Origin of the sequence: Chryseobacterium edaphi, from assembly GCF_025628985.1 — a bacterium.
Lineage (GTDB): Bacteria > Bacteroidota > Bacteroidia > Flavobacteriales > Weeksellaceae > Chryseobacterium > Chryseobacterium edaphi.
Genome location: NZ_JAOTEM010000001.1, coordinates 1,173,898 through 1,200,860 on the forward strand (window position 1 = coordinate 1,173,898; position 26,963 = coordinate 1,200,860).

The 26,963-nt window shown below is 33.2% G+C and carries 20 protein-coding genes; 5 read left to right on the forward strand and 15 right to left on the reverse strand.

Annotated features, from left to right (window positions below; translation table 11 throughout):
* Positions 1-62: 62 nt before the first annotated feature.
* The 5 genes from NZ698_RS05570 to NZ698_RS05590 form a co-directional block, all read right to left on the reverse strand.
* The gene (locus NZ698_RS05570) at positions 63-2,315 is read right to left on the reverse strand and encodes a TonB-dependent receptor plug domain-containing protein (RefSeq protein WP_263002092.1); all 2,253 of its coding nucleotides are present in this window, start codon (positions 2,313-2,315) and stop codon (positions 63-65) included.
* A gap of 42 nt (positions 2,316-2,357) precedes the next feature.
* Positions 2,358-3,167, reverse strand: coding sequence for a 3-deoxy-8-phosphooctulonate synthase (gene kdsA, locus NZ698_RS05575; protein WP_263002093.1), 810 nt, complete (start codon positions 3,165-3,167; stop codon positions 2,358-2,360).
* Positions 3,168-3,274: 107 nt separating this feature from the next.
* Positions 3,275-3,805, reverse strand: coding sequence for a DUF1697 domain-containing protein (locus NZ698_RS05580; protein WP_263002094.1), 531 nt, complete (start codon positions 3,803-3,805; stop codon positions 3,275-3,277).
* A gap of 135 nt (positions 3,806-3,940) precedes the next feature.
* Entirely contained in the window at positions 3,941-5,428 is a 1,488-nt protein-coding gene (locus NZ698_RS05585) for a DUF8728 domain-containing protein (RefSeq protein WP_263002095.1), read from the reverse strand.
* Between the two features lie 98 nt (positions 5,429-5,526).
* Positions 5,527-9,012 (reverse strand): glycosyltransferase family 117 protein, encoded by a 3,486-nt coding sequence (locus NZ698_RS05590; RefSeq protein WP_263002096.1) that lies wholly within the window; start codon positions 9,010-9,012, stop codon positions 5,527-5,529.
* A gap of 224 nt (positions 9,013-9,236) precedes the next feature.
* Between NZ698_RS05590 and NZ698_RS05595 the strand changes: the two genes are divergently transcribed.
* From NZ698_RS05595 to NZ698_RS05605, 3 genes are all read left to right on the forward strand, one after another.
* Positions 9,237-10,274 carry a PLP-dependent cysteine synthase family protein gene (locus tag NZ698_RS05595; RefSeq protein ID WP_263002097.1) on the forward strand — a complete coding sequence of 346 codons (1,038 nt, stop codon included), beginning with the start codon at positions 9,237-9,239 and terminating at the stop codon, positions 10,272-10,274.
* A gap of 74 nt (positions 10,275-10,348) precedes the next feature.
* Positions 10,349-11,611, forward strand: a complete 1,263-nt coding sequence (locus NZ698_RS05600; RefSeq protein WP_263002098.1) for an aminotransferase class I/II-fold pyridoxal phosphate-dependent enzyme — start codon at positions 10,349-10,351, stop codon at positions 11,609-11,611.
* A 258-nt stretch (positions 11,612-11,869) separates the two neighbouring features.
* Positions 11,870-14,083 carry a B12-binding domain-containing radical SAM protein gene (locus tag NZ698_RS05605; RefSeq protein WP_263002099.1) on the forward strand — a complete coding sequence of 738 codons (2,214 nt, stop codon included), beginning with the start codon at positions 11,870-11,872 and terminating at the stop codon, positions 14,081-14,083.
* A 323-nt stretch (positions 14,084-14,406) separates the two neighbouring features.
* Here the strand turns inward: NZ698_RS05605 and NZ698_RS05610 are convergent, their stop codons facing one another.
* The 3 genes from NZ698_RS05610 to atpD all read right to left on the reverse strand — a co-directional run bounded on the left by NZ698_RS05610 (position 14,407) and on the right by atpD (position 17,187).
* The gene (locus tag NZ698_RS05610; RefSeq protein ID WP_263002100.1) at positions 14,407-15,237 is read right to left on the reverse strand and encodes a hypothetical protein; all 831 of its coding nucleotides are present in this window, start codon (positions 15,235-15,237) and stop codon (positions 14,407-14,409) included.
* A 78-nt stretch (positions 15,238-15,315) separates the two neighbouring features.
* Positions 15,316-15,597, reverse strand: coding sequence for a F0F1 ATP synthase subunit delta/epsilon (locus tag NZ698_RS05615; RefSeq protein WP_129536951.1), 282 nt, complete (start codon positions 15,595-15,597; stop codon positions 15,316-15,318).
* Positions 15,598-15,678: 81 nt separating this feature from the next.
* Positions 15,679-17,187, reverse strand: coding sequence for a F0F1 ATP synthase subunit beta (gene atpD, locus NZ698_RS05620; RefSeq protein ID WP_263002101.1), 1,509 nt, complete (start codon positions 17,185-17,187; stop codon positions 15,679-15,681).
* A gap of 206 nt (positions 17,188-17,393) precedes the next feature.
* Here atpD and NZ698_RS05625 point away from each other — a divergent pair, with 206 nt between their 5' ends.
* Positions 17,394-18,314, forward strand: a complete 921-nt coding sequence (locus NZ698_RS05625; protein WP_263002102.1) for a bifunctional riboflavin kinase/FAD synthetase — start codon at positions 17,394-17,396, stop codon at positions 18,312-18,314.
* Here the strand turns inward: NZ698_RS05625 and NZ698_RS05630 are convergent.
* The gene (locus tag NZ698_RS05630) at positions 18,311-19,162 is read right to left on the reverse strand and encodes a GLPGLI family protein (RefSeq protein WP_263002103.1); all 852 of its coding nucleotides are present in this window, start codon (positions 19,160-19,162) and stop codon (positions 18,311-18,313) included. The genes NZ698_RS05625 and NZ698_RS05630 overlap by 4 nt on opposite strands.
* A gap of 515 nt (positions 19,163-19,677) precedes the next feature.
* Positions 19,678-20,031: an MmcQ/YjbR family DNA-binding protein gene (locus NZ698_RS05635; RefSeq protein ID WP_263002605.1), complete on the reverse strand. Its 354-nt coding sequence runs from the start codon at positions 20,029-20,031 to the stop codon at positions 19,678-19,680.
* 92 nt (positions 20,032-20,123) lie between these two features.
* Between NZ698_RS05635 and NZ698_RS05640 the strand changes: the two genes are divergently transcribed.
* Positions 20,124-20,780: an NAD(P)H-binding protein gene (locus NZ698_RS05640; protein ID WP_263002104.1), complete on the forward strand. Its 657-nt coding sequence runs from the start codon at positions 20,124-20,126 to the stop codon at positions 20,778-20,780.
* Between the two features lie 97 nt (positions 20,781-20,877).
* Here the strand turns inward: NZ698_RS05640 and NZ698_RS05645 are convergent, their stop codons facing one another.
* The 5 genes from NZ698_RS05645 to NZ698_RS05665 form a co-directional block, all read right to left on the reverse strand.
* Positions 20,878-21,672, reverse strand: coding sequence for a tetratricopeptide repeat protein (locus NZ698_RS05645; protein WP_263002105.1), 795 nt, complete (start codon positions 21,670-21,672; stop codon positions 20,878-20,880).
* 62 nt (positions 21,673-21,734) lie between these two features.
* Positions 21,735-22,310, reverse strand: a complete 576-nt coding sequence (locus NZ698_RS05650) for a glutathione peroxidase (RefSeq protein WP_263002106.1) — start codon at positions 22,308-22,310, stop codon at positions 21,735-21,737.
* A gap of 23 nt (positions 22,311-22,333) precedes the next feature.
* Positions 22,334-22,996, reverse strand: coding sequence for an outer membrane lipoprotein-sorting protein (locus tag NZ698_RS05655; protein ID WP_263002107.1), 663 nt, complete (start codon positions 22,994-22,996; stop codon positions 22,334-22,336).
* A 144-nt stretch (positions 22,997-23,140) separates the two neighbouring features.
* Positions 23,141-23,863 (reverse strand): 3-deoxy-manno-octulosonate cytidylyltransferase, encoded by a 723-nt coding sequence (kdsB, locus tag NZ698_RS05660; RefSeq protein WP_263002108.1) that lies wholly within the window; start codon positions 23,861-23,863, stop codon positions 23,141-23,143.
* Positions 23,864-24,125: 262 nt separating this feature from the next.
* Positions 24,126-26,963 (reverse strand): DUF2135 domain-containing protein, encoded by a 2,838-nt coding sequence (locus NZ698_RS05665; RefSeq protein ID WP_263002109.1) that lies wholly within the window; start codon positions 26,961-26,963, stop codon positions 24,126-24,128.

The following is a 26,963-nucleotide window of genomic DNA, read 5'->3' on the forward strand; positions in this document are numbered from 1 at the left end:
GACAAATTTAAAAGAAATAATCAGAAAATAAAAAACTCCTGAAAAATTCAGGAGCTTCTAATTTATTTAATTTTAAATTCAAGTTTTACGTTAAAAAATCTACCTGTCAATCTTACCGGAACGGGATACATTAAATTCGTGTTTGCATCCGTAATCCACTGATTTGAAACAGTATTGTTGATATTAAATGCGTTGAAAACCTGAACACCTAATGTCAGTTCATCAAAATTACTTAAAAAACCATAGGTTTGTTTTTTCTCTTTAGCATCTACAAACGCATAAGAAAGTCCCAAATCTACTCTCTTGTAAGAAGGTAAAGTCTTTTGATATTGATATCTAGAATCTACATCAGGTACATTATTATCAAAAATAATTGGTGCTCCTGTTGGCAACCCCATAGCATAAGTTAAAGTCAAATTTACACGCATTTGTGGAAATCTTGGCATATAGTCCTGATAAAACATAGAAAATTTAAATCGCTGATCTGTTGATCTCGGTACATCTCCTCTATCATCTACATTTTCGTAAGTTCTCGCATAACTTGCAGACAACCAAGAGTCTACACCCGGAACAAATTCTCCAAACAATCTTGTATCAATTCCGTAAGCATAACCCGTTGCGTTATTTTTCCCGGAGTAACGGATTCTCACATTATCCATAAAATAAGGAATAAGATTATCCATTTTTTTATAATACAATTCTGTTGTTAACTTGAAAGGTCTGTCATCAAACTCAAATTCATAATCATTAGCAACAATTGCCTGAATGGATCGTTGAGATTTTATATTCGAATTAAAATTTCCGTTTAAGTCTTTAATTTCTTTGTAAAAAGGAGCCTGATAATAAATTCCACCAGAAATCCTGAACAACATATCGGTATCCCACTCAGGTTTTATTGCAAACTGAGCTCTCGGTGAAAATATTGTTTCGTCATTGAAACTCCAGTGTGCAACTCTAGCTCCTGCGTTCACAAAAACTTTGCTTGCACCCCAGAAAAATTTCTGAGAATATTGGGCATACGCAGACATTCTTGTCGGTTCGATGTGGTTATTACCCTGAATACTGTAATATAAATCAAGATCTGAAGCATCGGGAAATCTTGGATCATCAACAGGATGCGGTATGCTGTAACCGGAAGAATCAACTAATTTATATTCGTTGGTCAAATCACTAAGATTTTCTTTTTCAAATTTAAATCCAACCTCAATATCCGTATTTACATTGGGTGAAAAACGCGTTCTGAACTGCGTTCCGTAAGTTCTTACAAAAAGATCATTTCTCGCGTGTTCTATTTGTCCGCCAACATCATAAGACGTTACAGGATTTCCTGTAATCGGATCAAAAGTCTGTAAAATATAACTTGAAGCAATCGTATAATATTCTTTTTCTCTATTCTGATACGCAAAGCTGTCTAGAGTAAATCTCCATTTATCGGAGGGTTTATAGTTCATCGAGAACGTTCCCATCATATTTTTATACTGATCATTTTCTTTACCATTATAGAAAACAGAAAGATTAATGGGTCTCTGAAGAGATCCAAAATCTACAGATCGTTCTTTTGGGAACATTTCGTAATCATTCTTTGAATAATATCCGATAAATGACATCGTAAATTTATTACTCACATGATAATTCAGATAGGTCTGAAAATCAAAATATTTAGGGTTAAAATCTGTATCTTCATTCAGGGTATTAAGTACCAGGTTTGTATTTCTGTATCTTCCTGAAAATAAAGCCGTAAATTTCTTATTTCCACTTTCATCTTCTTTACCAGATGCAAATCCGGTAGTTAATCTCCCGCCAATTAAACTTGCTTCTCCCGAAAGTTCAAACTTTTTAGGTTCACGGTAATAAATATTTAAAGCTGAAGACATTTTATCACCATATCTCGGCTCAAAACCTCCGGCAGAAAAATTTACTGTAGAAACCATGTCCGGATTGATGATACTTAAACCTTCCTGTTGAGAATTTCTGATCAGAAAAGGTCTATAGATCTCAATATCATTGATGTAAATAAGGTTTTCGTCATAGTTTCCACCACGCACCATGTATTGTGAAGAAAGTTCCGTATTAGAGTTTACAGAAGGTAAAGTTTTAATAATTGCTTCAATACCTCCGGAAACGCTTGCAACATTCTGAGCATCTTTGGCAGATATTTTTACTGTGGTAAGGTCATTTGTACTTCCGACTACTTTTTTCTGGAAAACGACCTCCTCTATATCTGTTGTTCTTGTTTTTGCTGTATCTCGCTTTTTAGCTTGGGAGAATACTAACATGGGAACCATAAGGCTCAGTGGTAAAACTAGTTTTTTCAAAAGAAAGGTTTTAGAATTCTAAAATTAAGGATTTTTTAACAATTACAAAATGGATTCTCTAACTCTTGTTAGTTTTTGTAATAAATCTTCTAATAAATCCAGACGTAGCATGTTTGCACCATCAGATAAAGCCGTTTCAGGTGTAGGATGTGTTTCGATAAAAATTCCATCTGCCCCAACTGCAATTCCTGCTTTGGCAACAGTTTCTATCAAATCCGGTCTTCCTCCTGTTACTCCTGAGCTTTGATTTGGCTGTTGCAGAGAATGTGTCACATCCAAAATTACCGGAGCATATGCTCTCATTGTAGGAATTCCTCTGTAATCTACAATCAAATCGGTGTATCCGAAAGAATTTCCTCTTTCGATGATGGCAACTTTTGGGTTATCAGAATCTGTCACTTTCTGAACGGCAAATTTCATCGATTCCGGAGAAAGAAACTGTCCTTTTTTTAATGAAACACATTTCCCGGTTTTTGCGGCAGCAATCAATAAGTCGGTTTGACGAACCAAAAATGCCGGAATCTGCAATACATCAACATATTGAGCTGCTAAAGCTGCATGTTCGTTTTCGTGAATATCTGTTGTAGTTGGAATGTTGAAAGTCTCACCTACCTTTTTCAAAATTTCCAGAGATTTTTCTTCACCAATCGAGGTAAAAGAATCTACTCTGCTTCTGTTAGCTTTTTTGAAACTTCCTTTAAAAATATATGGAATATTGTATTTATTGGTTAGTTCAATCACTTTTTCAGCAATTCTCAAAGCCATATCTTCACCTTCGATGATGCAAGGTCCTGCAATTAAGAAAAAGTTTTTTGAATCTTTGTGTTGTATGTTGTCTAAATACTGAATCATTTTATTTGAATTAAAAAGTTCAGTAAAAATACTTATAAAGTTCGGAAAATCGAAATTATTTAATTCTTAGGATTTAAATGCATTTAAATCACTATAATTTGAAATTACTAAGAATTAATCTTTTTCATAATCTTCTCAAAAGTGTTGATATTTCTGCTTGTAAACTGATCTTTCAGGTTTTTTTTGCCTAAAATTTTTCCGAAGGTAGAATCTAAAGTATTTCCTTTCGGAACCTGCCAATAAAAGTTGTTATTGACGATTTTCCCTTCTTCATTTTCTGTTTTTTCGGCACTTTCAAATTCTTTCATTAAAACTTTTTCGACTTCATTATGACCGACAAAAGCATAAATATGCAAATTTTCGTTTTTGTCGAAAGGATTTGAATTCCAAAAACTTTCAATTTCTTCCACAGATTTTATAAATAAAAAAGCTTCATAATTGAAATATTCAGACATTGCTTTTTCAAGAATTATTTTTAAATCTTGTGCACTTTTTTCGGATGAAAATATAATATTTCCTGAAGCCAAAACCGAAGCCACATCTTTCATTCCAGCATTTTTGAAAACTTCGCAGACTTCCGCCATTTTCATGTTGGTTCCTTTTACATTGACGCCGCGGAGGAAAGCACAGTATTTCATTGTTTTAGAGTTTTAGAGTTTTAGAGTTTTAGAGTTTTAGAGTTTTAGAGTTTTAGAGTTTTAGAGTTTTAGAGTCAAAATTACTTTTTACTTTTTACTTTTTACTTTTTACTTTTTACTTTTTACTTTTTACTTTTATTTAACCCTTTCATACAAATTATAATCAGTTCCGGAAGGTTTCAGTTTGTAGATTTTCTCCAGAATTTTGTTATCACTTTGAAGGTGATTTTTTATTCTGAATTCATTCAATAATTTGTAATGAGCTTTGTAATAAAGACCGTCTTTTCCTTCAAATAAACTATTGTAGGATAACAAATATTTCGGTTTTCTTTTTTTTACAGTATTCACCCAATAATTGGGTTTATCTTTTTTGATTTCGTCCTGAATTTGTTTATCAACTAAGCCAACTTCATCGATTGCTTTTAAACCTGAAAAATAAGGAATATAACCAGCTGGTTCGAGCAAAATCCATTGTTTTTTGTCTTTTTCGTAATTATTCAGAAACAATCCAATTGTTCTTCTGTAATTCCATTCTCCGTTTCCTGTTGCAATAGAATGAATAGTTTGGAACGCCAACATCGGTAAAATATAAACAATAATTAATGCTGAAAGCCACCAGTTTCTTTTTACTTTTTGCTCTATTACAAATATTAAAACCGGAATGAAAAGTAAAATTTGAGGAACCCAATAATACCAATCGAAAAGGCTTTTTTGGGAAAGAAAAATAATCTGTTTTGTCCATGCAAAAAGGAAAATAATCCAAAGAAAATAATTTCTTTTTTCTCTCTGTCGAATAAGGAAAATAAAACACAGCAATTCAAAAATGGCAATAATAATGGTAAACGGATTGAAGTCTCCCGGAAGTTTCAGCATTCCCCAGAAGTTACCATAGTTTAACCTAAAATATTCGAAATCCTGACTTAAAGTATAAACTCTGTCGTAAGCCAATTTTTTAGCAACAATCGTATTATTTACCAATTCACCAAAGTAAAACCAATTAAAAGCTAATGCTGCGGAAACACCTAAAATTCCACCTAAAACATAAAACCATTTTATTTTTTTATTCCAGAAGACATCGACTAAAAATACAATTCCGAGAAAAATAACCGTATCGATTCTTGTAAATAAAATCAAAACAGGAAGCACAATCAATGCCCATTTTTTCTCTTTTTTAAAACCATAATAAAGTAAAGCCATTTCGAGGAAAAACAAAATTCCATACTCCATTCCAAGGATTGAAATTTTTATGGAAGGCGGTAATAGTCCGAACAGAAAAATAAAAATTGCTTTATGCCACGGATTTTTTAATAATAAATGAGAAAGGAATAAACTACCAATGGTGAAAAGGATGGTATTGGTAACCAAAAGTGGTTCGATAAAATTTTCTTTTCCGAAAATCAAATTAAAAAAATAAGAAACAAAAACATACAAATGCGTTGTAGAAGCAGAAATTTTGGTATCACCATTAAAACCAATCACTCCATAATCCAACAAATTCTGGGCAACACGCCAAGTGATGAAAGCATCTTCCTGAATGTGATGCGTCAGTAGAAAATAGAGTTTTGCAATTACTGCAAATATTACAGCATATAATGGAAGATTTTTGTTTGTGTTCTCGGCCATTGCGTTTTTTTGATGCACAAATATAATCCTATTATTCTTGAATATCAACATAAAAAAAACGGAACCGAAGTTCCGTTTTAAGTATTTGAAATAAATTTCTACTGTGTTGCTTTGATGATCGAATTGGTAATCTGATCTTCTTTTTCTTTCGAATAAGTTGAATCAAAAGGTTCCATTACATCAAATAAATACTGATAAAAAGGAGTGATTTTTTGTACGTTTTCAGATTCTTTCATCGCTTTTTCTTTGCCCATCTGCTGAAGATCTTTAATGAAAACATTGAATTTCTTATCAATTGGCTCAATAGATTTCACTAAATAAGCATAAGCTTTTTGATCTTGACCGATTTTCTTGTAAGCATCTGTAACAGCAGAAACTACAAGAGAATATTCCATTGGTTTTGATCTCATCTGTCTACCAACAAATCTTTGGTCAGCTTTACTTAAATTCAGATAATAATCATACTCTTCGAAAATTCCTTTTTTAAGAATTTCAGCTAATTTTAATGCTTTTTGTTCCTGACCTGCAACGATATAACCATAAACCATTGAACTCAAAGAACGTGGATCATTATATTTCTCTGCAGGAATTTCTTTTGAAGCTAAATCTAAGATCTCTAAAGCTTTACCTTTTTGTCCGGATAATGCCAAAGCTGCCGCAGCTCTGCTTGCAGAACCTCTGTAGCTAACAATATTTGAAGTAGCAGTTTCGTCAAAATGAACATTCAGATCTTTGAAGTTACCCCATTTGAAGTTTTTAACTACATTGTATAATGAATTGGCATCTACTCTACCCATTTCTCCGTCACTGCTTCTTGGTGTATGAATCGGAACCAATCTGTAACTGAAACCGTCAAACTGAAGATATTCGTCTAAGAAGAAAATATTTTCGCTGTCATAAACTCCTCCTGAAGAGAAGTTGATCGGACGCTTCCAATCAAAGTTTGCCAAAATATCAAACATCATCAAATTGCTTTTGTATAAAGTATTTGCTTCATATTTAATCATAATCTGATCAACTGCGTTTGGAGCATCAGAAGCTTTGATAATACCTGATTTTACAGCGTTTGCTTTATTAACAGGCAAAATAAATTTGCTCACAGGAAGGAAATTATATTTCTCGTAACGTGCTTCACCGAAAATCATTTTTAAAACTTCGTCTTTTTCAGGAGATTTTATTTTAAGGAAATTTACAGCTTCTTTTAATGTCATAGAATCCTGAACAAGATATTTTTCGAATGGCTTAAGTAATTCCGGCGGAGTTCCAGCATCTTTTAAATTGCTTAGTACGCCTTCCCAATTTTCTTTTTTCATCAGATAAATCTGATCATTAACACCGTCTCTGTAATCATCGTGAGTCAATTGACTTGGGATCGGACTTGCATTGTAAGTTTTTCTCTTCACCTGATCGATATTCCAAGGAGTTGAAAGCAACGTAAAGTTAACCACTTTTACATCATCACGGAATCTTTCAGTTTCCTGCATTGCCCAAACCGGATAGGTATCGTTATCGCCATAAACGAAAAGAATATCATCTTTCGGTAAAGATTTCAGCATAGAATATGAATAATCATAAGCAGTATATCTTCCGCTTCTGTCATGAACATTGTAATTCTGGAAGCCCATCATCAAAGGAATTCCTAATAAAACAACACCAAAACCGATATTAGCAATATTTGATTTAACTTTTGACTGCAAATACCAGAGAATTGCTCCTGCTCCCAATCCAATCCAAATAGCAAAGGCATAGAAGGAACCAACTACTGCGTAATCTCTTTCTCTTGGTTCAAAAGGCTTCATTCCGGTGTAGAAAACGATTCCCACACTTGTTAATATAAATAAAGAAAGAAGTGCATAGAATCTTCCAAAATCTCTCATAAACTGGAAGTAACATCCGATAATTCCTAATAATAATGGTAAGAAAAAGAATGCTACAGTACTTTCATTATTAAATTTTGAAGGCATTGCATCCTGATCTCCCAATCTGTAATTATCTATAAAAGAAAATCCAGAAATCCAGTTTCCGCTTGTATCCTGTGTACTTCCTTCAAGATCATTTTGTCTTCCTGCAAAGTTCCATAAAAGATATCTGATGAAATAATATCCGTTTTGGAATGTGATAAAATAATCCATATTCTGAGCAAAAGAAGGTCGCTGAACGGTAATCAGTTCATATGGTTTTACCTTTAAATAATCTGCTGCAGTAATGGTTTTATCTTCATATTTCCCTCTTAATTCTTCAAAAATTTCTTTAGCTTGAGGATCATCTGCGATCTCTTCATTAGCATAATTAAATTGAAAATCCGGCGCTCCGTACATTGAGATGTAATTTGCCATCACATCTTTATCTTCACTGAACATTCTTGGCATCAAACTTACATGAGCAGGATTGAAAACGTAATTGAAACGGTCACCGGTTTTTCTATAGGTTCCTAATTTCTCATCTTTTTCGTAAATCTCTCCTGTTTTATTTGTTTTGAAACTTCCGTCTTCATTCTTTTCAATCCCGCTGTTATCTAAAAAAGCTGTGTAGTTTTGACCATAAATTGTTGGCCAGTCACCGTATTGTTCTCTGTTATAATAATCAAGCATACCGATTGCGGTATCGGGATCGTTCAGGTTCATCGGCGGATTGGCATTTGCTCTGATCGGAATTACCATCCAGCAAGAGAAACCAATCATCATATAGACAACAGATAAAGCTATTGTTTGGTAAATATTTTTCTTTGCCTGTCTCGCATATTTTAAAATGAAATAACAAATCGCAACTAAAATAACAAAACCAGCAATCGTTCCGGAATGGAAAGGAAGACCTACACCATTCACAAAGAATATTTCAAGCTTTCCGAATAATGACATGATTACAGGGAAAATTATTTTAAATACAAAAATTAATATTCCTAATGTAATTCCATTTGCCCAAAGGAAATTTTTCCAGGTAAATTCATAATTTCTTGCATAATATACTAAGCAAACTGCCGGAATTGCCAACATACACATCATGTGAACACCAACAGAAAGTCCTACAACGAAGAAAATCAGAATGATCCATCGTTCATTGTCAGATTCTTTGTATTCATTCTCCCACTTTGTGATCAGCCAAACCAATATGGCAATAAACAGTGAAGCCATCGAGTAAACTTCTCCTTCCACTGCCGAAAACCAAAAAGTATCCGACCAGGTAAAACAAAGAGAACCAATCACTCCGGCAAAAAGAATAGCAATTTCCTGATGTTTGGTAACTTCCTCAAAATCTTTGTTGAGAAGTCTTCTTACAAAATGTGTAATCGTCCAGAACAAAAACAGAATCGTAAATGCGCTGAATAATGCAGACATTGCATTAATTACAACAGAATAATTTTCACCTTTTCCAAAAGCAAAAATAGCGGCAACAGCACCAACAATCTGGAACAAAGCTGCTCCCGGTGCGTGTGTTACTTCTAATTTTACGGCTGAAGAAATGTACTCACCACAATCCCAAAAACTGAAGTTGGGTTCTATCGTTGACAAGTACGTGAAAAATGCAATGACGAAAATCACCCATCCGAGAAGGGTGTTCCATTGCCTAAAAGTCCAGTTTTTCATAGTATAAAATCAATTAGTGCGAAAATAAGGTTTTTACTTCATTTTATGTAGATTTTAACAAAAATTTAAAAAACTGGCGTGCTTTTTGTCTGCGTTTCGAGACTGTAATTGAGAGCTTAAAACATTTAATTCTACTTTCAACACTTATAATTTCTGAAAAGTTTAAAAATTATTTATTTTTTTGTATTTTTGCGGTCAGATTTTTATTTGAAAAATAACAAATAATGAGTAATGTTTACGATAATATTCTTGGCTTGATTGGGAACACCCCTTTAGTGAAACTTAATACAGTAACTAAAGACATTCCTGCTAAAGTTTATGCCAAGTTAGAATCATATAATCCTGGACATTCCACAAAAGATAGAATCGCACTTCACATTATTGAAAACGCTGAGAAAAAAGGTTTATTAAAGGAAGATTCTGTAGTTGTAGAAACGACTTCCGGAAATACAGGTTTTTCACTTGCTATGGTTTGCATCATCAAAGGATACAAATGTATTCTTGCCGTGAGTGACAAAACAAAAGCTGAAAAGATAGCATATCTGAAAGCTCTTGGTGCAACAGTATATATATGTCCTGCGAATGTACCTGCGAATGACCCGAGATCATATTATGAAGTAGCAAAAAGAATTGCTGCCGAAACCCCAAATTCTGTTTATATCAATCAATATTTTAATGAATTGAATGTTGATGCCCACTATCAGACTACAGGTCCTGAGATTTGGGAACAGACAGAAGGGAAAATTACTCACCTTTTTGCATGTACTGGAACTGGCGGAACATTATCCGGTTCAGCAAAATTCTTAAAAGAGAAAAATCCTAATATTAAAATCATCGGTGTAGATGCTGACGGATCTATTTTAAAAAGTTACCACGAAACCGGAGAAATTCATAAAGAAGACGTTCATCCTTACCAAATTGAAGGAATGGGGAAAAATTTAATTCCTTCTGCCCTTCTTTTCGATAAAGTGGATGAGTTTGTGAGAGTCAACGACGAAATGTCTGCGTACAGAACCCGTGAGATTGCTTTAAAAGAAGCTATTATGGGAGGTTACACTACAGGAGCTGTTACTCAGGGATTGATGCAGTATGCACAATCTCACGAACTGACTGAAAATGATTTTGTTGTAATGATTTATCCTGATCACGGTTCACGTTACATTACAAAAGTGTACAGCGACAAATGGATGGAGGAGCAGGGATTTATCAACAACTGTTTCCACAACTATGATGAAGTTTTCAAAACAGAATTCATCAAATAAGAAAAATATAGCAATACAAATCAAGCCTTTTAGTACAATACAAAAGGCTTTTTTACATAAAACATACTCATACAATGGTAGATATTTTTGACAGAATAAAACAAAATCCCGGACCTCTTGGTCAGTTTGCAGATTATGCAGAAGGATATTTTGTATTCCCAAAATTGGAAGGTCCGATTGGTCCGAGAATGAAATTTCAAGGTAAAGATGTAATTTTCTGGAGTGCCAATGACTATTTAGGATTGTGTAACCACCCGGAAGTTTTGGAGGCTGATGCAAAAGCTGCTGCAGAATTCGGAATGTTTTATCCGATGGGCGCAAGAGCAATGTCTGGAGAAACTCAACAGCACCAACAACTTGAAAAAGAATTGGCAGAGTTCACTCAAAAGGAAGCTGCTTATCTTCTGAATTTCGGTTACCAGGGAATGGTTTCTTGTATCGATGCATTGGTGACAAGACATGACGTTATCGTTTATGATGCAGATTCTCATGCTTGTATCGTTGACGGAGTACGTCTTCACATGGGAAAAAGTTTTACTTTCAAACATAACGACATTGAAAGTTTAGAGAAAAACCTAGCAAGAGCAACGAAAGTTGCTGAAGAAAACGGTGGAGGAATCTTAGTGATTACTGAAGGTGTTTTTGGAATGAGAGGAATGCAGGGTAAACTGAAAGAAATTTGCGATTTAAAATCTAAATTCAATTTCAGACTGTTGGTTGATGATGCACACGGATTCGGAACTTTAGGTAAAACAGGAGCCGGAGCTGGTGAAGAGCAAGGATGTCAGGATCAGATTGATGTGTACTTCTCAACTTTTGCCAAGTCAATGGCTGGTTTCGGAGCTTTTCTTTCAGGAGATGAAACGATTATCAGATTCTTAAAATACAATCTTCGTTCTCAGATTTTCGCTAAATCTTTGACAATGCCAATGGTAATCGGAGGTTTGAAAAGATTGGAACTATTAAGAACTCGCCCAGAAATTAAAGATAAATTGTGGGAAAACGTAAATAAACTTCAAAACGGATTAAAAGCAAGAGGTTTCAACCTTGGAAACACCAATACGTGTGTGACACCGGTTTTCATTCAGGGAACAACGATTGAAGCGACACTTTTAGCTAAAGATTTAAGAGAAAATTACGGAGTATTTACATCAGTTGTAGTATATCCTGTAATTCCAAAAGGAATGATTTTATTGAGATTAATTCCTACCGCTTCTCATACAGATTCCGAAATTAATGAAACTTTGGCAGCTTTCGAAGGCATCAAAGAGAAATTAGAATCTGGAGCTTACGCAGAAATGGAAAAGCAAATGAATATCGAGTACAAGCAAATGTAATTTGATTTTCATTTATTAATATACAAAACCGTTAGAAAATTCTAACGGTTTTTAAATTTTAAAACATTAAGAAAATGAAATAATAAAGTTTATTTAAGATTCAAATAAATTTGAATGAAGCAGTCTGCTTAATAATATCTTTAGATATTTACTTAATCATTCTAACCACCTAAACCTTCTTAATGTTTAATTTTTCAAATCATCCAAAAAATTTTCTTCCTTTTCCATTTAAACTCATAAATTTGCAAAAAATTACTTTTGAAAGATCTTCTTCTTATAACTCCACCTTTCACGCAACTCAACACTCCATATCCGGCGACCGCATATATCAAAGGTTTTTTAAATACCAAAAATATATCAAGCTATCAGATCGATTTGGGCATTGAAGTGATTTTGGAATTGTTTTCAAAAGAAGGAATTCAAAGAATTTTTGCAAAAGAAATTGATTTAAAAAATACATCTGAAAACTCACAGAGAATTTTTGCTTTAAGAGATGAGTACATTAAAACCATCGATCAGGTCATTCTTTTTTTACAGAATAGAAATCCAACTTTGGCGAGACAGATTTGTTCAATGAATTTTTTACCTGAAGCTTCCCGTTTCAATCAGCTTGATGATATGGAATTTGCGTTTGGAAATATGGGTTTGCAAGATAAAGCTAAACACTTGTCTACATTATATTTAGAAGATTTATCTGATTATATAGTTGAACATGTAGATTCTGATTTTGGTTTCAGCAGATATGCCGAAAGATTAGGAAAGTCGGCCAATTCTTTTGACGAATTATATTTAAAATTAAATTCAAATCAAACTTTCATTGATAATATCACTTTAAAAATTCTTCACGAAAAACTGGAATTGGTTCAGCCAAAGCTGGTTTGTTTTTCGGTTCCTTTTCCCGGAAATTTATATTCTGCTTTTCGTTCTGCGAAATTTATCAAAGAGAATTATCCTCACATTAAAATTGCAATGGGCGGCGGTTTTCCCAATACCGAATTGAGAGAAGTGAAAGACAAAAGGGTTTTTGAATTTTTTGATTTTATCACTTTGGATGATGGTGAAGTTCCTCTTGAATTGGTGTACGAAAATGTTTGTCAGGCTGTGCCAGTCAACACTGAGCAAAGTCGAAGTGAAGCCTCTTACAAACGAACTTTTTTAATTGAAAATGAAGAGGTTGTTTATAAAAACAATTCCACAAAGCACGATTACAAACAAGCACAAGTTGGAACTCCAGACTATGCTGATTTACAGTTAGATCAATATATTTCTGTCATTGAAATTGCTAATCCGATGCACAGTTTGTGGAGCGACGGAAGATGGAATAAACTAACTATGGCGCACGGTTGCTACTGGGGAAAATGTACTTTTTGTGATATTTCTTTAGATTATATAAAAATTTACGAGCCTATTTCTGCCAAAATTCTGGTTGACAGAATGGAAGAACTCATTGAGACAACTTGCGAAACCGGATTTCATTTTGTGGATGAGGCGGCTCCACCAGCTTTGATGCGTGAAGTTGCTCTGGAAATTTTACGAAGAAATCTCGTGGTAACCTGGTGGACGAATATCAGATTTGAAAAAAGTTTTACTAAAGATTTATGTTTTCTCTTAAAACTTTCTGGTTGTGTTGCGGTTTCAGGTGGACTGGAAGTTGCGAGTGACCGTTTGCTAAAATTAATCGATAAAGGAATATCTGTTGAACAGGTTGCTCAGGTAACAAGAAATTTCACTGAAGCTGGAGTAATGATTCATGCATATCTGATGTACGGCTACCCGACCCAGACGATTCAGGAAACGGTCGATTCTCTGGAAATGGTTCGCCAGCTTTTTGAAATGGGAATTCTGCAAAGTGCATTTTGGCATCAGTTTGCGATGACTGCTCATTCACCTGTCGGATTAAATCCTGAAGAATTTGGAGTCACTCCGATCAAACAAGAAATTTTGTTCGCCAATAACGATATCGATTTCACAGACAGAACAGGAATCGACCACAGTAAATTTAGTTTTGGATTAAAAAAATCTCTGTTCAATTATATGCACGGAATTAATTTTGAATTACCGCTGCAGAACTGGTTTGATTTTAAAATTCCGAAAACAACGATTCATCCCGATTACATTCACGATTCACTATTGGAAGAAGAGAATTTTACATTCAAACCTAATTCAAAAATTGTTTTTCTGGAAAAAAACGTAATCGCTGAGAATTACATAAAAACAAAAAAACAAAACTCATGGCCGTACACGAGAATTACGTTCCATTTAAAAACCAATATTGTTTCTTTAGATTTTGAACAGGAAAAAGGAGAATGGCTGACCAAAATTTTGCAGGAAAACACTTTTGAGAATCCGAAAAGGATTACTTTACAACAATTGAAAACTAATTTTGAAAATGATTTTGAAGATTTTGAACTGTTCTGGTTTTCAAAGCCGATGCAACAGCTGAAAGAAAACGGAGTGATTTTGAGTTTGTGATTTTTTAGTTTTTAGTTTTTAGTTTTTAGTTTTTAAAATTATAAATAATGTTTGTCATTCCGTAGGAATCTCGGCAGTTATTTTATAATAAAAAAATTTAGATTCCTATGGAAATCGAAGATTCGACGCAGTCAATGATAAACCGAACGTTAATAAAATTTATACTAAATAAAAATCCTGAAAAACAATTTCTCAGGATTTTTTAAGTTTTGGCTAAAGCAAATAGAATTTTTATTTTTTTTTAAACGGCTTCCTTCGACAAGCTCCGGATGACATACAAGTTAATACTGAATAAAAATCTTCATTAAAATTTGTCTGAAAAATCACTTTTTATCTTTTTCAATTCCATCTTTCACCACTTCGCCCACAATTACTTTCTCCTGAATTTTTATAAAATTCGGATCCAGTATTGCCATGCGTTCGGCAATTGCTTTGTAAGTGGGATATTTTAAAATGGAAGCTCTTCCTGACATTTCTCTGTACAAAGTAAAAGTTTTTCCTCCGGCAGTTTTTATTTGTTTGGTGGTTGTAATGTATTTTCCGATGTACTTACTTTTTGCATCATAAATTTCGATGTCCACAAAAGTTTTGTCTGTAACTCTGTCATCTGAACCAAAACTTACAGGTAAATTAGTAAAATATCCTACCGGGATACCGTTGCTTAAAATTTCACCCACACTGTTGACCTCAAGATTTAATTTATCAATTTTTGTCCGGATGGTATAAGCTTCTTTAGTTTTATTGTCAAGCTTACGTTTAGGCATATTTTTAAAAAGTTCATCAAGGTTTTTGATGTTGATTCCTCTTTCATCAATAATTTTTAAACCCTTTATACAAGTATACACCGCAGATTTTTCATCACCCGAAAATGCAGATGGTGATATATAATCTAAATCTAACGTTTTCTCACGGTTGTACACCCGATTAATTTTCACATAACTGTCGCGTACTGAATCCACCACACTTTTATCGACAAATTCGACTGTGAAAATTGGGGTTTCCTTTAAATCCATAAAAGTATATTCATTAGATTTATTGGTAATTTTGGCTACGTGAGTTCCGTCGAGACTTACAATTCCTCTTTTGGTTTTAATAATTTGAGCATTGCATATAAAACTCAGAACTGTAAAGAATAAGATTAAACTTTTCTGCATGAATCAGATTTTTATAAGGCATAAAAAAAGTGTAACAAAGTTACACTTTCTTGAAAATATATTTAGCTTATCATTTAATTATTCGCAAAGGATAATTCCTTTATCGTGATTAAATTCTATCACACCGCTTTTTATAGGATAAGAAAAAACAGAGTCTTTTTCATTTTCTTTGGTAAAGTTTTTAGCAAAAGCTTCGTTGATAGAATTTGCATACAATTTTACTTTACCGCCAACTAATGAAGAAACGATTCCTGCGTGGTTTTTCATGATGTGAAATTCACCATTTTTTCCAGGCAACAATACAGAGTTTACCTCTCCTTCAAAAACTACGTATTCTGGTGTTAAAATTTTTATATTCATCTTTTATGAATTATAGATTATAGATTTTAAATTTTAAATAATTTTTCAATCTAAAATCTAAAATTTAACATTTAAAATTTCTTAAGCGTTATCAGCTAACATTTTTTGTCCGGCTTCGATCGCTTCTTCGATAGTTCCTTTCAAGTTGAAAGCAGCTTCCGGTAAGTGATCTAATTCACCGTCCATAATCATGTTGAATCCTTTGATGGTATCTTTGATATCTACCAATGATCCCGGAATACCTGTAAACTGTTCTGCTACGTGGAAAGGCTGAGACAAGAATCTTTGAACTTTTCTAGCTCTGTAAACTACAGATTTATCTTCTTCAGAAAGTTCTTCCATCCCTAAGATTGCGATGATATCCTGAAGAGCTTTGTATCTCTGAAGAATTTCTTTCACTCTCTGAGCACAGTTATAATGTTCTTCACCGATAATTTCCGGAGCCAAAATTCTTGACGTAGAAGCCAATGGATCTACTGCAGGATAAATACCTAATGAAGCAATTTTTCTGTCAAGTACAGTTGTTGCATCTAAGTGAGCAAACGTTGTAGCAGGAGCCGGGTCAGTTAAATCATCCGCAGGTACGTAAACCGCCTGTACTGAAGTAATTGAACCATTTTTAGTTGAAGTAATTCTTTCCTGCATCGCACCCATTTCAGATGCCAATGTTGGTTGGTAACCTACCGCAGATGGCATACGACCAAGAAGTGCAGATACCTCAGAACCAGCCTGCGTAAAACGGAAGATGTTGTCTACGAAGAACAATACGTCTCTACCCTGTCCGCTTTCACCACCGTCTCTGTAGTACTCAGCTAATGTAAGACCAGAAAGTGCTACTCTAGCTCTTGCTCCTGGCGGCTCATTCATTTGTCCGAAAACGAAAGCAGCTTTAGATTCTTTCATAACCTCTAGGTCAACTTTAGAAAGATCCCAACCACCGTTTTCCATAGAATGCATAAAGTCATCTCCGTATTTAATAATACCTGACTCTAGCATCTCTCTCAAAAGGTCATTTCCTTCTCTTGTTCTTTCACCTACTCCGGCAAAAACAGAAAGACCTCCGTGTCCTTTTGCAATATTGTTAATCAACTCCTGAATCAATACTGTTTTACCAACACCGGCACCACCGAACAATCCAATCTTACCTCCTTTTGCGTAAGGCTCAACTAAGTCGATTACTTTAATACCTGTGAATAAAACTTCTGCAGAAGTTGAAAGTTGATCAAATTTCGGAGCTGGTCTGTGAATAGGAAGACCACCTTCTTTAGAAATATTTTGAAGCCCATCGATAGCATCCCCAACAACGTTGAATAGTCTTCCGTTTACAGCTTCACCAATTGGCATCATGATAGGATTACCATATCCTATTACTTCCTGCCCTCTTTGAAGACCGTCTGTAGCATCCATTGCGATACATCTTACTGTATCTTCACCAATATGTTGTTCTACCTCTAAGACTACTTTTTCACCGTTCCCTTTGATAATCTCTAACGCATCATAAATACTAGGAATTGCTTCCACATTATTAAAAACTACGTCGATTACAGGACCAATAATTTGAGAAATTTTTCCTTTAATTTGGTTTGCCATTGCTAAATTTTTTCTTGGTGCAAATATAATGAATCTTCACAAACCTGCAATTGCTAAAAAAAAGATTTTTATCATGCTTTTTCAATAATTTCCCATTGTAAAAATTTATTGGTTTCCCAATCATTTTGCGGTTGAAAACATTGGTAAATTGTTATATCGATACATTGTTACATTATGTTTATATTTGCTGTCAAAATTTTTCCGTTTTGAATATCTTCAAGAATTTTAAAGATTACCACTCTGAAAAGCCTTTAGCATTATCTTTAGGTATGTTTGACGGTGTACATCTTGGTCATAAATATATTATTGACGAGCTGAAAAAAGTTGGTTCTGAGAATGATTTAGAAACGGCAATCCTTACCTTCTGGCCACATCCCAGGTTTGTATTTAATCCAAATGAAGATTTAAAACTTCTCAACACCATCGAGGAGAAAAAATTTCTGATGGAAAAATACAACATCCATAATTTATTTGTAAAAGAATTTGATGATGAATTCAGAAATCTTACCGGAGAAGAATTTGTACGTCAGATTTTAATTGATCAACTAAATGTAAAATATCTGATCATCGGTTACGATCATTCTTTCGGAAAAAACAAAAGCGGAAATTTTGAACTGCTTCAAAAACTGTCAGCAGAACTGGATTTTGAGGTCGAACAAATGGAAGCTATCAACATTCACGAAAATAATATCAGCTCTACCAAAATAAGAAATGCTCTTTTAGAAGGAAATATAAAAGATGCCAATGAGATGTTAGGCTACTCCTACTCGATTTCAGGAACGGTGGTTCATGGAAAAAAATTAGGAAGAACGATTGGATATCCAACTGCTAATATTGAGACTGAATCAATTAAACTTTTACCGAAAAAAGGAGCTTACATTGTTGAAGTTTTTGTAAAAGGTCAACAATACAAAGGAATGCTGAGTGTGGGAACCAACCCAACCGTCAATGGAGAAAAATTAACCGTTGAAGTTTATATTCTTGATTTTGAGGGAGATATTTATGATCAAAATATCACCGTAAAATTCAGAGATTTCCTGCACGAAGAAATCAAATTTGAAAGTTTAGAAAAATTGATTGAAAGATTGGATGAGGATAAAAAACTGACGAAGAGTTTTATCTTTTAGTTCTCTAATTCAAGTGGGTTTGCGTATTTTTTATTTTCTTCTCTTGCTTTTTCTCTTTCCCTTATCATTTCCTGCCCTTTTATAATCGTGGTTCCATAGCTTGCTAGTACACCAGCGGCATTAGCATCAGCATTTTTTTGTGCTTGTCTTAATTTCGCCTGTGTTGTTTCAATAGCATTAGTATATCTACTTTTCTTGATATTTACTAATTTACCTTTTAGTTGAGTATCAGATACAGATTTTACCAGTTCAAAATCAAAATCACCTTTATCATCAGTTATTTTTATAATTAATCCGGGTAATCCGCTAAATTTCATAGGACCATATGGAAAAGGAATTTCTGGGGAATACCATGCAATCCAGTTTCTTCCTTTAAAAGTAACTTCTGCTTTTTTACAGTTAATAGTATTGATGATTTTTGTTTCATCTATGAGTTTCCAATTCTTTATTACAGGTTCTTTATAGGTAAGTAACGACATTCCAACTGAATCGAAATACTGTATATTATCATTTGATTGAATAATAGTAAAATTAAAATCTGTTTTTGGAATCACTACTCCTTTTTTCCAACCAAGAGTTATACTTCCATCAGAATTTTTTGTCGACGTTCCAGAATTCGCCATTACAGAATCACCCTTCAACGATATTACACTTGCAAAAAATGCATGATTATCAGTTATTTGTAATGAAAAAAGTTCTTGATCCCTATAATCAGTTCGCAAATCAAATTTTGCTTTTAGTAGATAAGTAAATTCACCAACTATAGTATCTTGTGCATATGATTGAGTAAAAGAAAAAGAAATAAATAATAGTATTAATAGCTGGAATAATTTTTTATTAATATGCATAAAATTTTTTATTATAAAAATGGCACTTACAGGAAATGATTTTTCACTATAAGTGCACAAAATTAGCTTAATTAGATGCTAAATGTTTAACATCGTTACCAGAATATGTTGGAGTCTTACAATAATTTGCTTCAAGCCTTTCACGCCATGCATCTGCTTCTGCTGCAGTCCAATTTTGAGTTGTTGTAGCTTGTACACCACAAGAAGTATCCGCAAACCAAACTTGACCTGCTGTTACAGTTTTAAGCTAATTTCGAGATAATTTTTTGAAATTTTTCATTTTAATAAAATTTTTAATTAATAAATAAATTTGTGTTTAAACTTTTTGCGCATTTGGTTTTAACGCTTCAAAGAAAAAAGAAAAAAGAAAAAAGAAAAAGTGAAAAATACAATAGTTATTATCACTTTTTATTGATAAATTTATTATTTTAAATAGCTAATTTTTAAATACTTATAATTAAAAATAAATCACTAATAAATAAGAATAATCAGATTATATTGAATGAAAAATAATTTTAAGAATTCTCAATTTCCTCTTTCGCCTTCTTTGTCAAAGATTTAAAAATTAAATCATAGGAATGATCGATCATTTTTAAAATCAATTCTTTTTTCAGACCATCAATTGAGACAGAATTCCAATGAATTTTATTCATGTGATAAGCTCCGGTAATTTGTGGATGTTGCTCACGGAGTTCTGCACTCCATTCAGGATCGGTTTTTACGGCGATTGTCAAAGGTTGCTTTTCCAGAGACATGAGCAGAAACATTTTTGTCCCTACTTTCATAACCAATGTTTCCTTATCAAAAGGAAAACTTTCAGTTACGCCCTTTTTAGCAAGACCATATTCCAGAATTTCGTTGGCATTCATGAATTTTAATAAATGATTAATAATGATTGATATTAGTTTCAAATTTAGTAAATTTAAAAGAGAAAATTACATCAGAATTAATCACAATTATTATGAAAGCTTTGGTAATCGGTGCAACAGGCGCTACAGGAAAAGACTTGGTTCAACAATTATTAAATGATAGAGACTTCGAAGAAGTGAATGTTTTCGTAAGAAAACCACTCAATCTTCAAAATGATAAACTGAAAGTTCATGTTGTCAACTTTGAAAAACCCGAAGAATGGAAAAGTTTTGTAAAAGGTGATGTTGCGTTTTCTTGTTTGGGAACGACTCTAAAAGATGCCGGAAGCAAGGAAGCACAGAAAAAAGTTGATTTTGATTATCAATACGAATTTGCAAAAGCTGCCAAAGAAAATGATGTCGATGATTATGTTTTGGTTTCAGCTTATGGAGCCAATCCGAAGTCTAAAATTTTTTATTCTAAAATGAAAGGCGAATTGGAAGAAGCTGTAAAACAGTTACATTTCAATAAAATTACGATTTTCAAACCTGGAATGTTAGAACGAAAAGACTCTGAACGAACAGGAGAAGTTCTTGGAAGCAGAATTATTAAATTTGCCAACAAAATCGGACTTTTTGAAAGTCAGAAACCACTGCCAACAGAGGTCTTAGCCAAAGCAATGGTCAATTCTTCAAAAATAAAAAGCAATGGTTATTCGAGTATAAAACTGGGTAATATTTTTGGATTTGCGGAGAAAAGCAATGATTAAGAATAATTAATGATAAAATATTTCGACTCCGTTCTCCAAATAGCACCTAATAATTATTGCTATTCTGCACGAAGTTGAATTTATTATACTCTGAAATTTAAGAAAATTCCTCTTTTAATTTTATTGAAATATCTTCAACAAGAGGTTTATCTTTTATTTTTTCATAGGTCTTTTTTGCTTTCTTAATTAATTTTTCATCGTTAGTACTCTTACCAACTTTTATTTGTGCCAAAGCATATAGTGATAAATAATTTTCATCTTTTTTGTAGGTAGAATATACTTCGTCTAAGTATGGTAAACTTTTTTCATAATTTCCTTTAAGACAATTAAGCATTCCATACATATACTTTACATCATTATTTACACCTCCTGAAGTTTGATATAATTCTTCTGCTTTTTTCAAATTCTCCAATCCTTTATCATAATCAGATAAAATTATTGAAGTGTTTGCGATTCCATAAAAACCTTCAGGATTGGTTGGAAAATATTTCACCATTTCTTCATACTTTGCTCTCGCTTTATCCGCTTTTCCAAATCTCATGAATTGTATTGCAAGATTTTGTTTAAATATTGGAGCTTTATTCTGTGCTAAACTGTCTGCAATGTAGTACAAAGCCAATGCTTCTTTATGCATATCCTGCAATCTAAAAAAATACCCTGCCATAAAATAGGCATCACAATAACCAGGATCTTCTTTTACAACTTTCATTAGAAGGTTGGTATATCCTCCATAATATTTGGGATATTTAAGCGCTAAAAAAGAAATTTCAAAATTTTTCTTTGATTCCTCTTTTTGAGGAGTACAATAATTTGTTTTTCCTGAAAAATAATTTTCCTGTGAAAATACATTTATGGAAAGAAATACAATAAAAAGAGTTACTAGTTTTTTCATAATTTTTTAAATAAAAAAAGTGGATAAAATCCACTTCATAAATTTAATAATTTATTTTAATTCTACTGCAAATACTTAGTAATCGCTTTGTCAGTAGGTTTTGTAGTGCTTACAAAAGTGTCAACTAACTTACCGTTTTCATCAACTAAAAACTTCGTAAAATTCCAAAGTATAGTTGTGTTTTTTACTCCGTTAAGTTCTTTTTCTGTTAAATATTTAAAGATTGGAGCGGTGTCATCACCTTTTACAGAAACTTTTGCTGCCAATGGAAAAGTCACTCCATAATTTTTCTGACAAAAAGCTCCGATTTCAACATTGGTTCCCGGTTCCTGTCCGCCAAAATTATTTGCAGGAAATCCTATAACCACCAATTTATCTTTATATTCATTTGAAAGCTTCTCAAGATCAGCATATTGAGGAGTAAAACCACATTCTGAAGCGGTGTTTACGATCAAGATTTTCTTTCCTTTAAAATCGGCAAAATTGATTTCTTTCCCTTCTTCCAAAGCTTCGACTTTGTAATCATATATTGTTTTTCCCATAAGTTCTTTACTTTTAGATTTGGATGAGCTTTTTTTCTGTGCACAACTGTTGAAAAATGCCACAAATGAAAGCAGCATGATAAATAATTTTTTCATTAGATTTAATATTAATGATGATTTTAAAACTTAAAAATATTGGCAGGGAAAACTTTGTTGATTTCTACTTTGTTTAAAAGCATCACAAAATCTCCGTCTTTTTTTGTGCTTGAAGACTCGATTCTGAAGGGCATCAATAAGTTTCCTACCTTTTTATAATCAGAATAAGTCAACGTTTCTTCTCTTTTTACTTCTTTTAAAAGCATGTATGTTTTTGTATCGAAATAATATAGATTTTTATTGACGTTTTTTGTGAGTTCAACCTTATGACAATAAATATCTCCTACTTTTTCTTTTCCTAAATATTTAGCCTCAAAACCTTTATTTTCCCAATCGATAAAATCATTGTCAAAACTTTCGGTAATATAATCAGGATAAACCTGAAGTTTGTTGGTTGCATAATTCATTGCATAACCTTTACTGCCGTCATATCCTTCAATAGCAGTTTCCTTTCCGCTGATGGTAAGTACAGTTTTGGTAAAATTCGGGCGTTGCTGATAAATTTTAATAGGATATTCATCTTTAATTCCTAAAATTACTTTCCCTTGAAGCAATACTGAATTTAAAAGCTTCCAACTCGTTAATCCTCCGGACAATTCGATGTTTTTATCAATGATTTCTTTGGCTGTCTGTGCAAAAGATAGTTGCGAAAATATCAGGACGAGTACTAAGAGTAATTTCTTCATTCAATCAATTTATAAATTCAAATATAAGTCTTTCTTTGTTAATGTAACAATGTAGAAATCTAACAGTGTAACAAAATATTCCAATTTTCTAATGTGTTGGCATTTTTAGTTTTTACATCAAACTGTTTACTTGGCTCTTTTAAACTATATCAGCTTTCTTGCTTTTTCAAGATCTTCCGGCGTGTCAATTCCTACTCCGATGAAATTGGTTTCTATCAGTTTGATTTTCATGCCATATTCAAGATAACGGATGCATTCTATTTTTTCTGAAATTTCTAAAGGTTTCATTTCTAATTTTGAAAACTGAAGCAAAGCATGTTTTCTGAAAGCATATACTCCGATATGTTTGAAATAACTGATATCATAAGAAATTTCCCTGTGAAAAGGAATTACAGAACGGCTGAAATATAAAGCAAAACCATTATTATCAGTAATTACTTTTACGTTATTCGGATTTTCAATTTCTTCTTTTTCAGTAAGTTGAATTTTCAGAGATGCTAAAGAAATTTCCTGATTATCATCTTGTTTAAAAACTTCAATCAGTTGCTTCAGAGGTTCTAATTTAAGAAACGGTTCGTCCCCCTGAACATTGATAACGATATCACAATCGATGTTTTGCACGGCTTCAGCAATACGGTCGCTTCCCGTTTCGTGTTGACCTGTCATTACAGCTTTTCCACCATTATTATTAATTTCTTCAAAAATAATTTCAGAGTCTGTCGCTACAAAAACTTCATCAAATAAACCTGTTTCCACAACATTCTGATAGGTTGTTGTGATGACGGTTTTTTCTCCTAAAATCTGCATCAGTTTTCCCGGAAAACGGCTTGCTTCGTAACGTGCGGGAATGACGGCGATAATTTTCATATATTTTCTTTACTTTCTAGTTAAAACTTAAATTGTACAAAAAACGAAACGTTTGCAGCCCGACTTGAGCGGAGCTCTTATTGCCTTGCTGCCTTCGACTACGCTCAGATAGCGAGGTAAAAAAGCGGGAGCCCTTCGATAAACTCAGGATAAACTTCAGGCGGAAAAAGCTGCCATAAAAATAAACCTGGTCATGAATATTGCCTTAAACTTCCATAAAAAATGCCGAAGTACAAATCTTCGGCAATTTATATGATTTTTTCTAAAACTCAAATTCTCCTATTAGAATTTTGCTGTCACTTTCACGTTTATTTTCTTTCTGACTCTGGAAAACTGCAATTTTCCGCTCCTGTCTCCCGTCTGAATAGTAGAGATAAACTTCTGCCATCACGGTTGTAGGCCCCGAAAGCATATTTTGTCTTTCACCAAAGAAATTGGTTTTGATTTTATACTTTCCTTTGACCGCTTTTTTTAGTAAAAACTGTTCCGGACCAAAACCTTGTGTAAAGTCGTTGCTCAATCTACCTCCGATTTGAGTGGATTTGTGACCGTAAGAACAATCTTCTCCACGAGGATCTGTTACCCAAAGATCAATGTCTGTATTGTCTTTGTTCCAATTGATTACAACCCGAATATCAACCGGAAGATCTGCTTTCAGACGATCATCAATCTTGCTTCCGTCAACATTTTTGTTCTGCCTCAGAATATTATTGATTTCCATGATCAGAATTTCTTCAATTCCGTTGTCTCTCATGGAAATTTCATCTGTAAATTCCTGATACAGTAAGGATTTATAAACATTCAGAGCTTCCTGTGGTCTTTTATTATCAACCAAAGCCAAAGCATAATCTCTGTGGCTCTGGGAATCGAACGGTCGCCATTCCAGAATTTTCTGCGTGATCCAAAGTTCTTTGTCATAATGACCACGCTGTTTCAGAAGATAATATATGGTTTTGTACAATTCTTCGTTTTCCAAATCCAGCTCAGCCAATGTACTTAAAACTTTCAATGAGAGTGCTTTATCTCCTTTTTTGAAAAGCAATTTAGAAATATCAAAGTAATAAGAAACCTGCTTTTCGTATTTTGAACGGTTTTCCAAATATTTTTGATAAATGACTTCAGCAGATTGCAGATTTTGAAAATCTTTCATGTATTCTTCTTTGCTTTCAACGTCAACTAAAGTAATTTTCCCTTTAGGTTTTGCTTCAGACCCTACCATTTTATTAGAGCTTGAAACTTCATTTCTTTTAATTCCTAAAGCACCTACAACTACAACTTCTTCAAGTCGTCTATTATCTGTAGTATCTCTTGCCGATTGATTAGAAATTTTCGGATATTTTTTTTCTTCTGATGGTTTAAATTCTGTTTTCCACCAAGTTTTTAATTCTTTGGTTTTGTCAAAAGCTTTAGATAAAAGATTTCTTCGCTGTTCTAAAATTCGTCCTTTATTCTGAGAAACGATTTTTTGATATTCTGCCTGCAATTCCTGTGGTGGATCGATTTTGTAGCGAACGTAATCATTGATATCTTCCAAAACAATCAAACTTGTATTTTTACTCACTACACCGAATTGTTCGCTGATATTTTTTATTTCATTTCTGTTTTGGGTAGAATTCAGTTCCAGCTCATTGATTTTTCTCTGAGCCCAAAACTGAGCAATCTGCCAATTTTCAACCTGAGAACCTACATTAAAATCTACAGGAACTTCATAATGATCATTTCCGACAGAAAAAACAGCAGTGAGTTTTCCCAAGTTTGAAGATGAAATTCCGAAAATATTGACAGGCTCATTAACCGCAGAACCTACTGTTGGAAATATATCCTGAATCACCGGATTTTCTTTAAATCCTAAAAACTTTACGGGAAGTTTTTTATATGTTTTTAGAGCTGAATCTGTATTTAATTCATTTAAATTGATAAAATTTCCGCCAGATTGTGAAGATAAAAGTTTAAGCGTATTAAAATCAGAAGTTGGTGTACTTGAGATGCTGTTTAGTGATTTTTTGAATTTTATTGAAAGATCTCCAAAATTTGAAATTCCGTCAGAAAATAAAAGATATTCTTCAACATTCGGAATTTCTTTTAAAGCTCCAAAATCAGTTCCACCATCGTATTTTACATTTAGAATTTTGCTTTTCAATTGACTCCAGTTTCCTGATGTTATTGTAAATTCTTCTGTCTTCTCTAAAGTATTATTTAATAAGACAAAAGATACCAAAACATCTTTATTATCAGCAAAATAAGCATTTAGGAAATCAAGTTCTTTATCTCGATTTCTTTTTGATCCGCTAAAAGAATTGTCCCAAATAATGGCGATTTTTTGAGATTTTGGTTTTTCTTTTACAGGAAAATTCATTGCAATGCTTGTTGCAAAATAAGATTTGTTATCCGAAGCTTTCTGAAATAGCACATTCGCAGATTGGTTCGTCTTTGGAATTGTTATTTTAAAACTTTCATGAGGCGTGAAATTGTCTTTATGAATTTCTGCAATCCATTGATTTCCCTGTTTCTGAAAAGTAAAATTTCCATCTGGATTTTCTAAAATTTTCGGAACTGAAGTATTCTCATGAATCGAAACATTCAAACTAAATTTCGGAATGGTCGTTGCGTTGACAAAGCTTAAAAAATACTGATAATCAGAAGCTAAATTCTTCAGTTCCTGATGATAAGTAATTTGAACTGTTCTGCTTCCATTCTGTGGAATCGGATAAATTCTCGTTCTGAAATTATTTCCTTCCACTTTTTCAATAATTCCTGGATCTACATTTCGTCTCTCAACACTTTCAAAAACTTCTTTTGCTCTTTCTTTCGGAACAGGAACTGCATTTCTGAGTTTTCCATTAATATCTAAGGCATAACCACTTACACTTACTCCTTCAGGAAGCGGAAAAGTCAATTTCCCTTCTAAAATTCTGCTGCTCAGATTGTAAAAAGTATATGTTGCGGTGGTTGTTGCAAGATTTCCCAAAATTTTAGTGTCGATTTTTGCTTCTTGCAAAATGACAGGATGTTTTTTCTGATTTTCAATTTCCAAAATGGGAATCTGTGAAAAAACTGCACTGAAAATCATTAATGCACAGATGTTTAAAATTTTATTCAT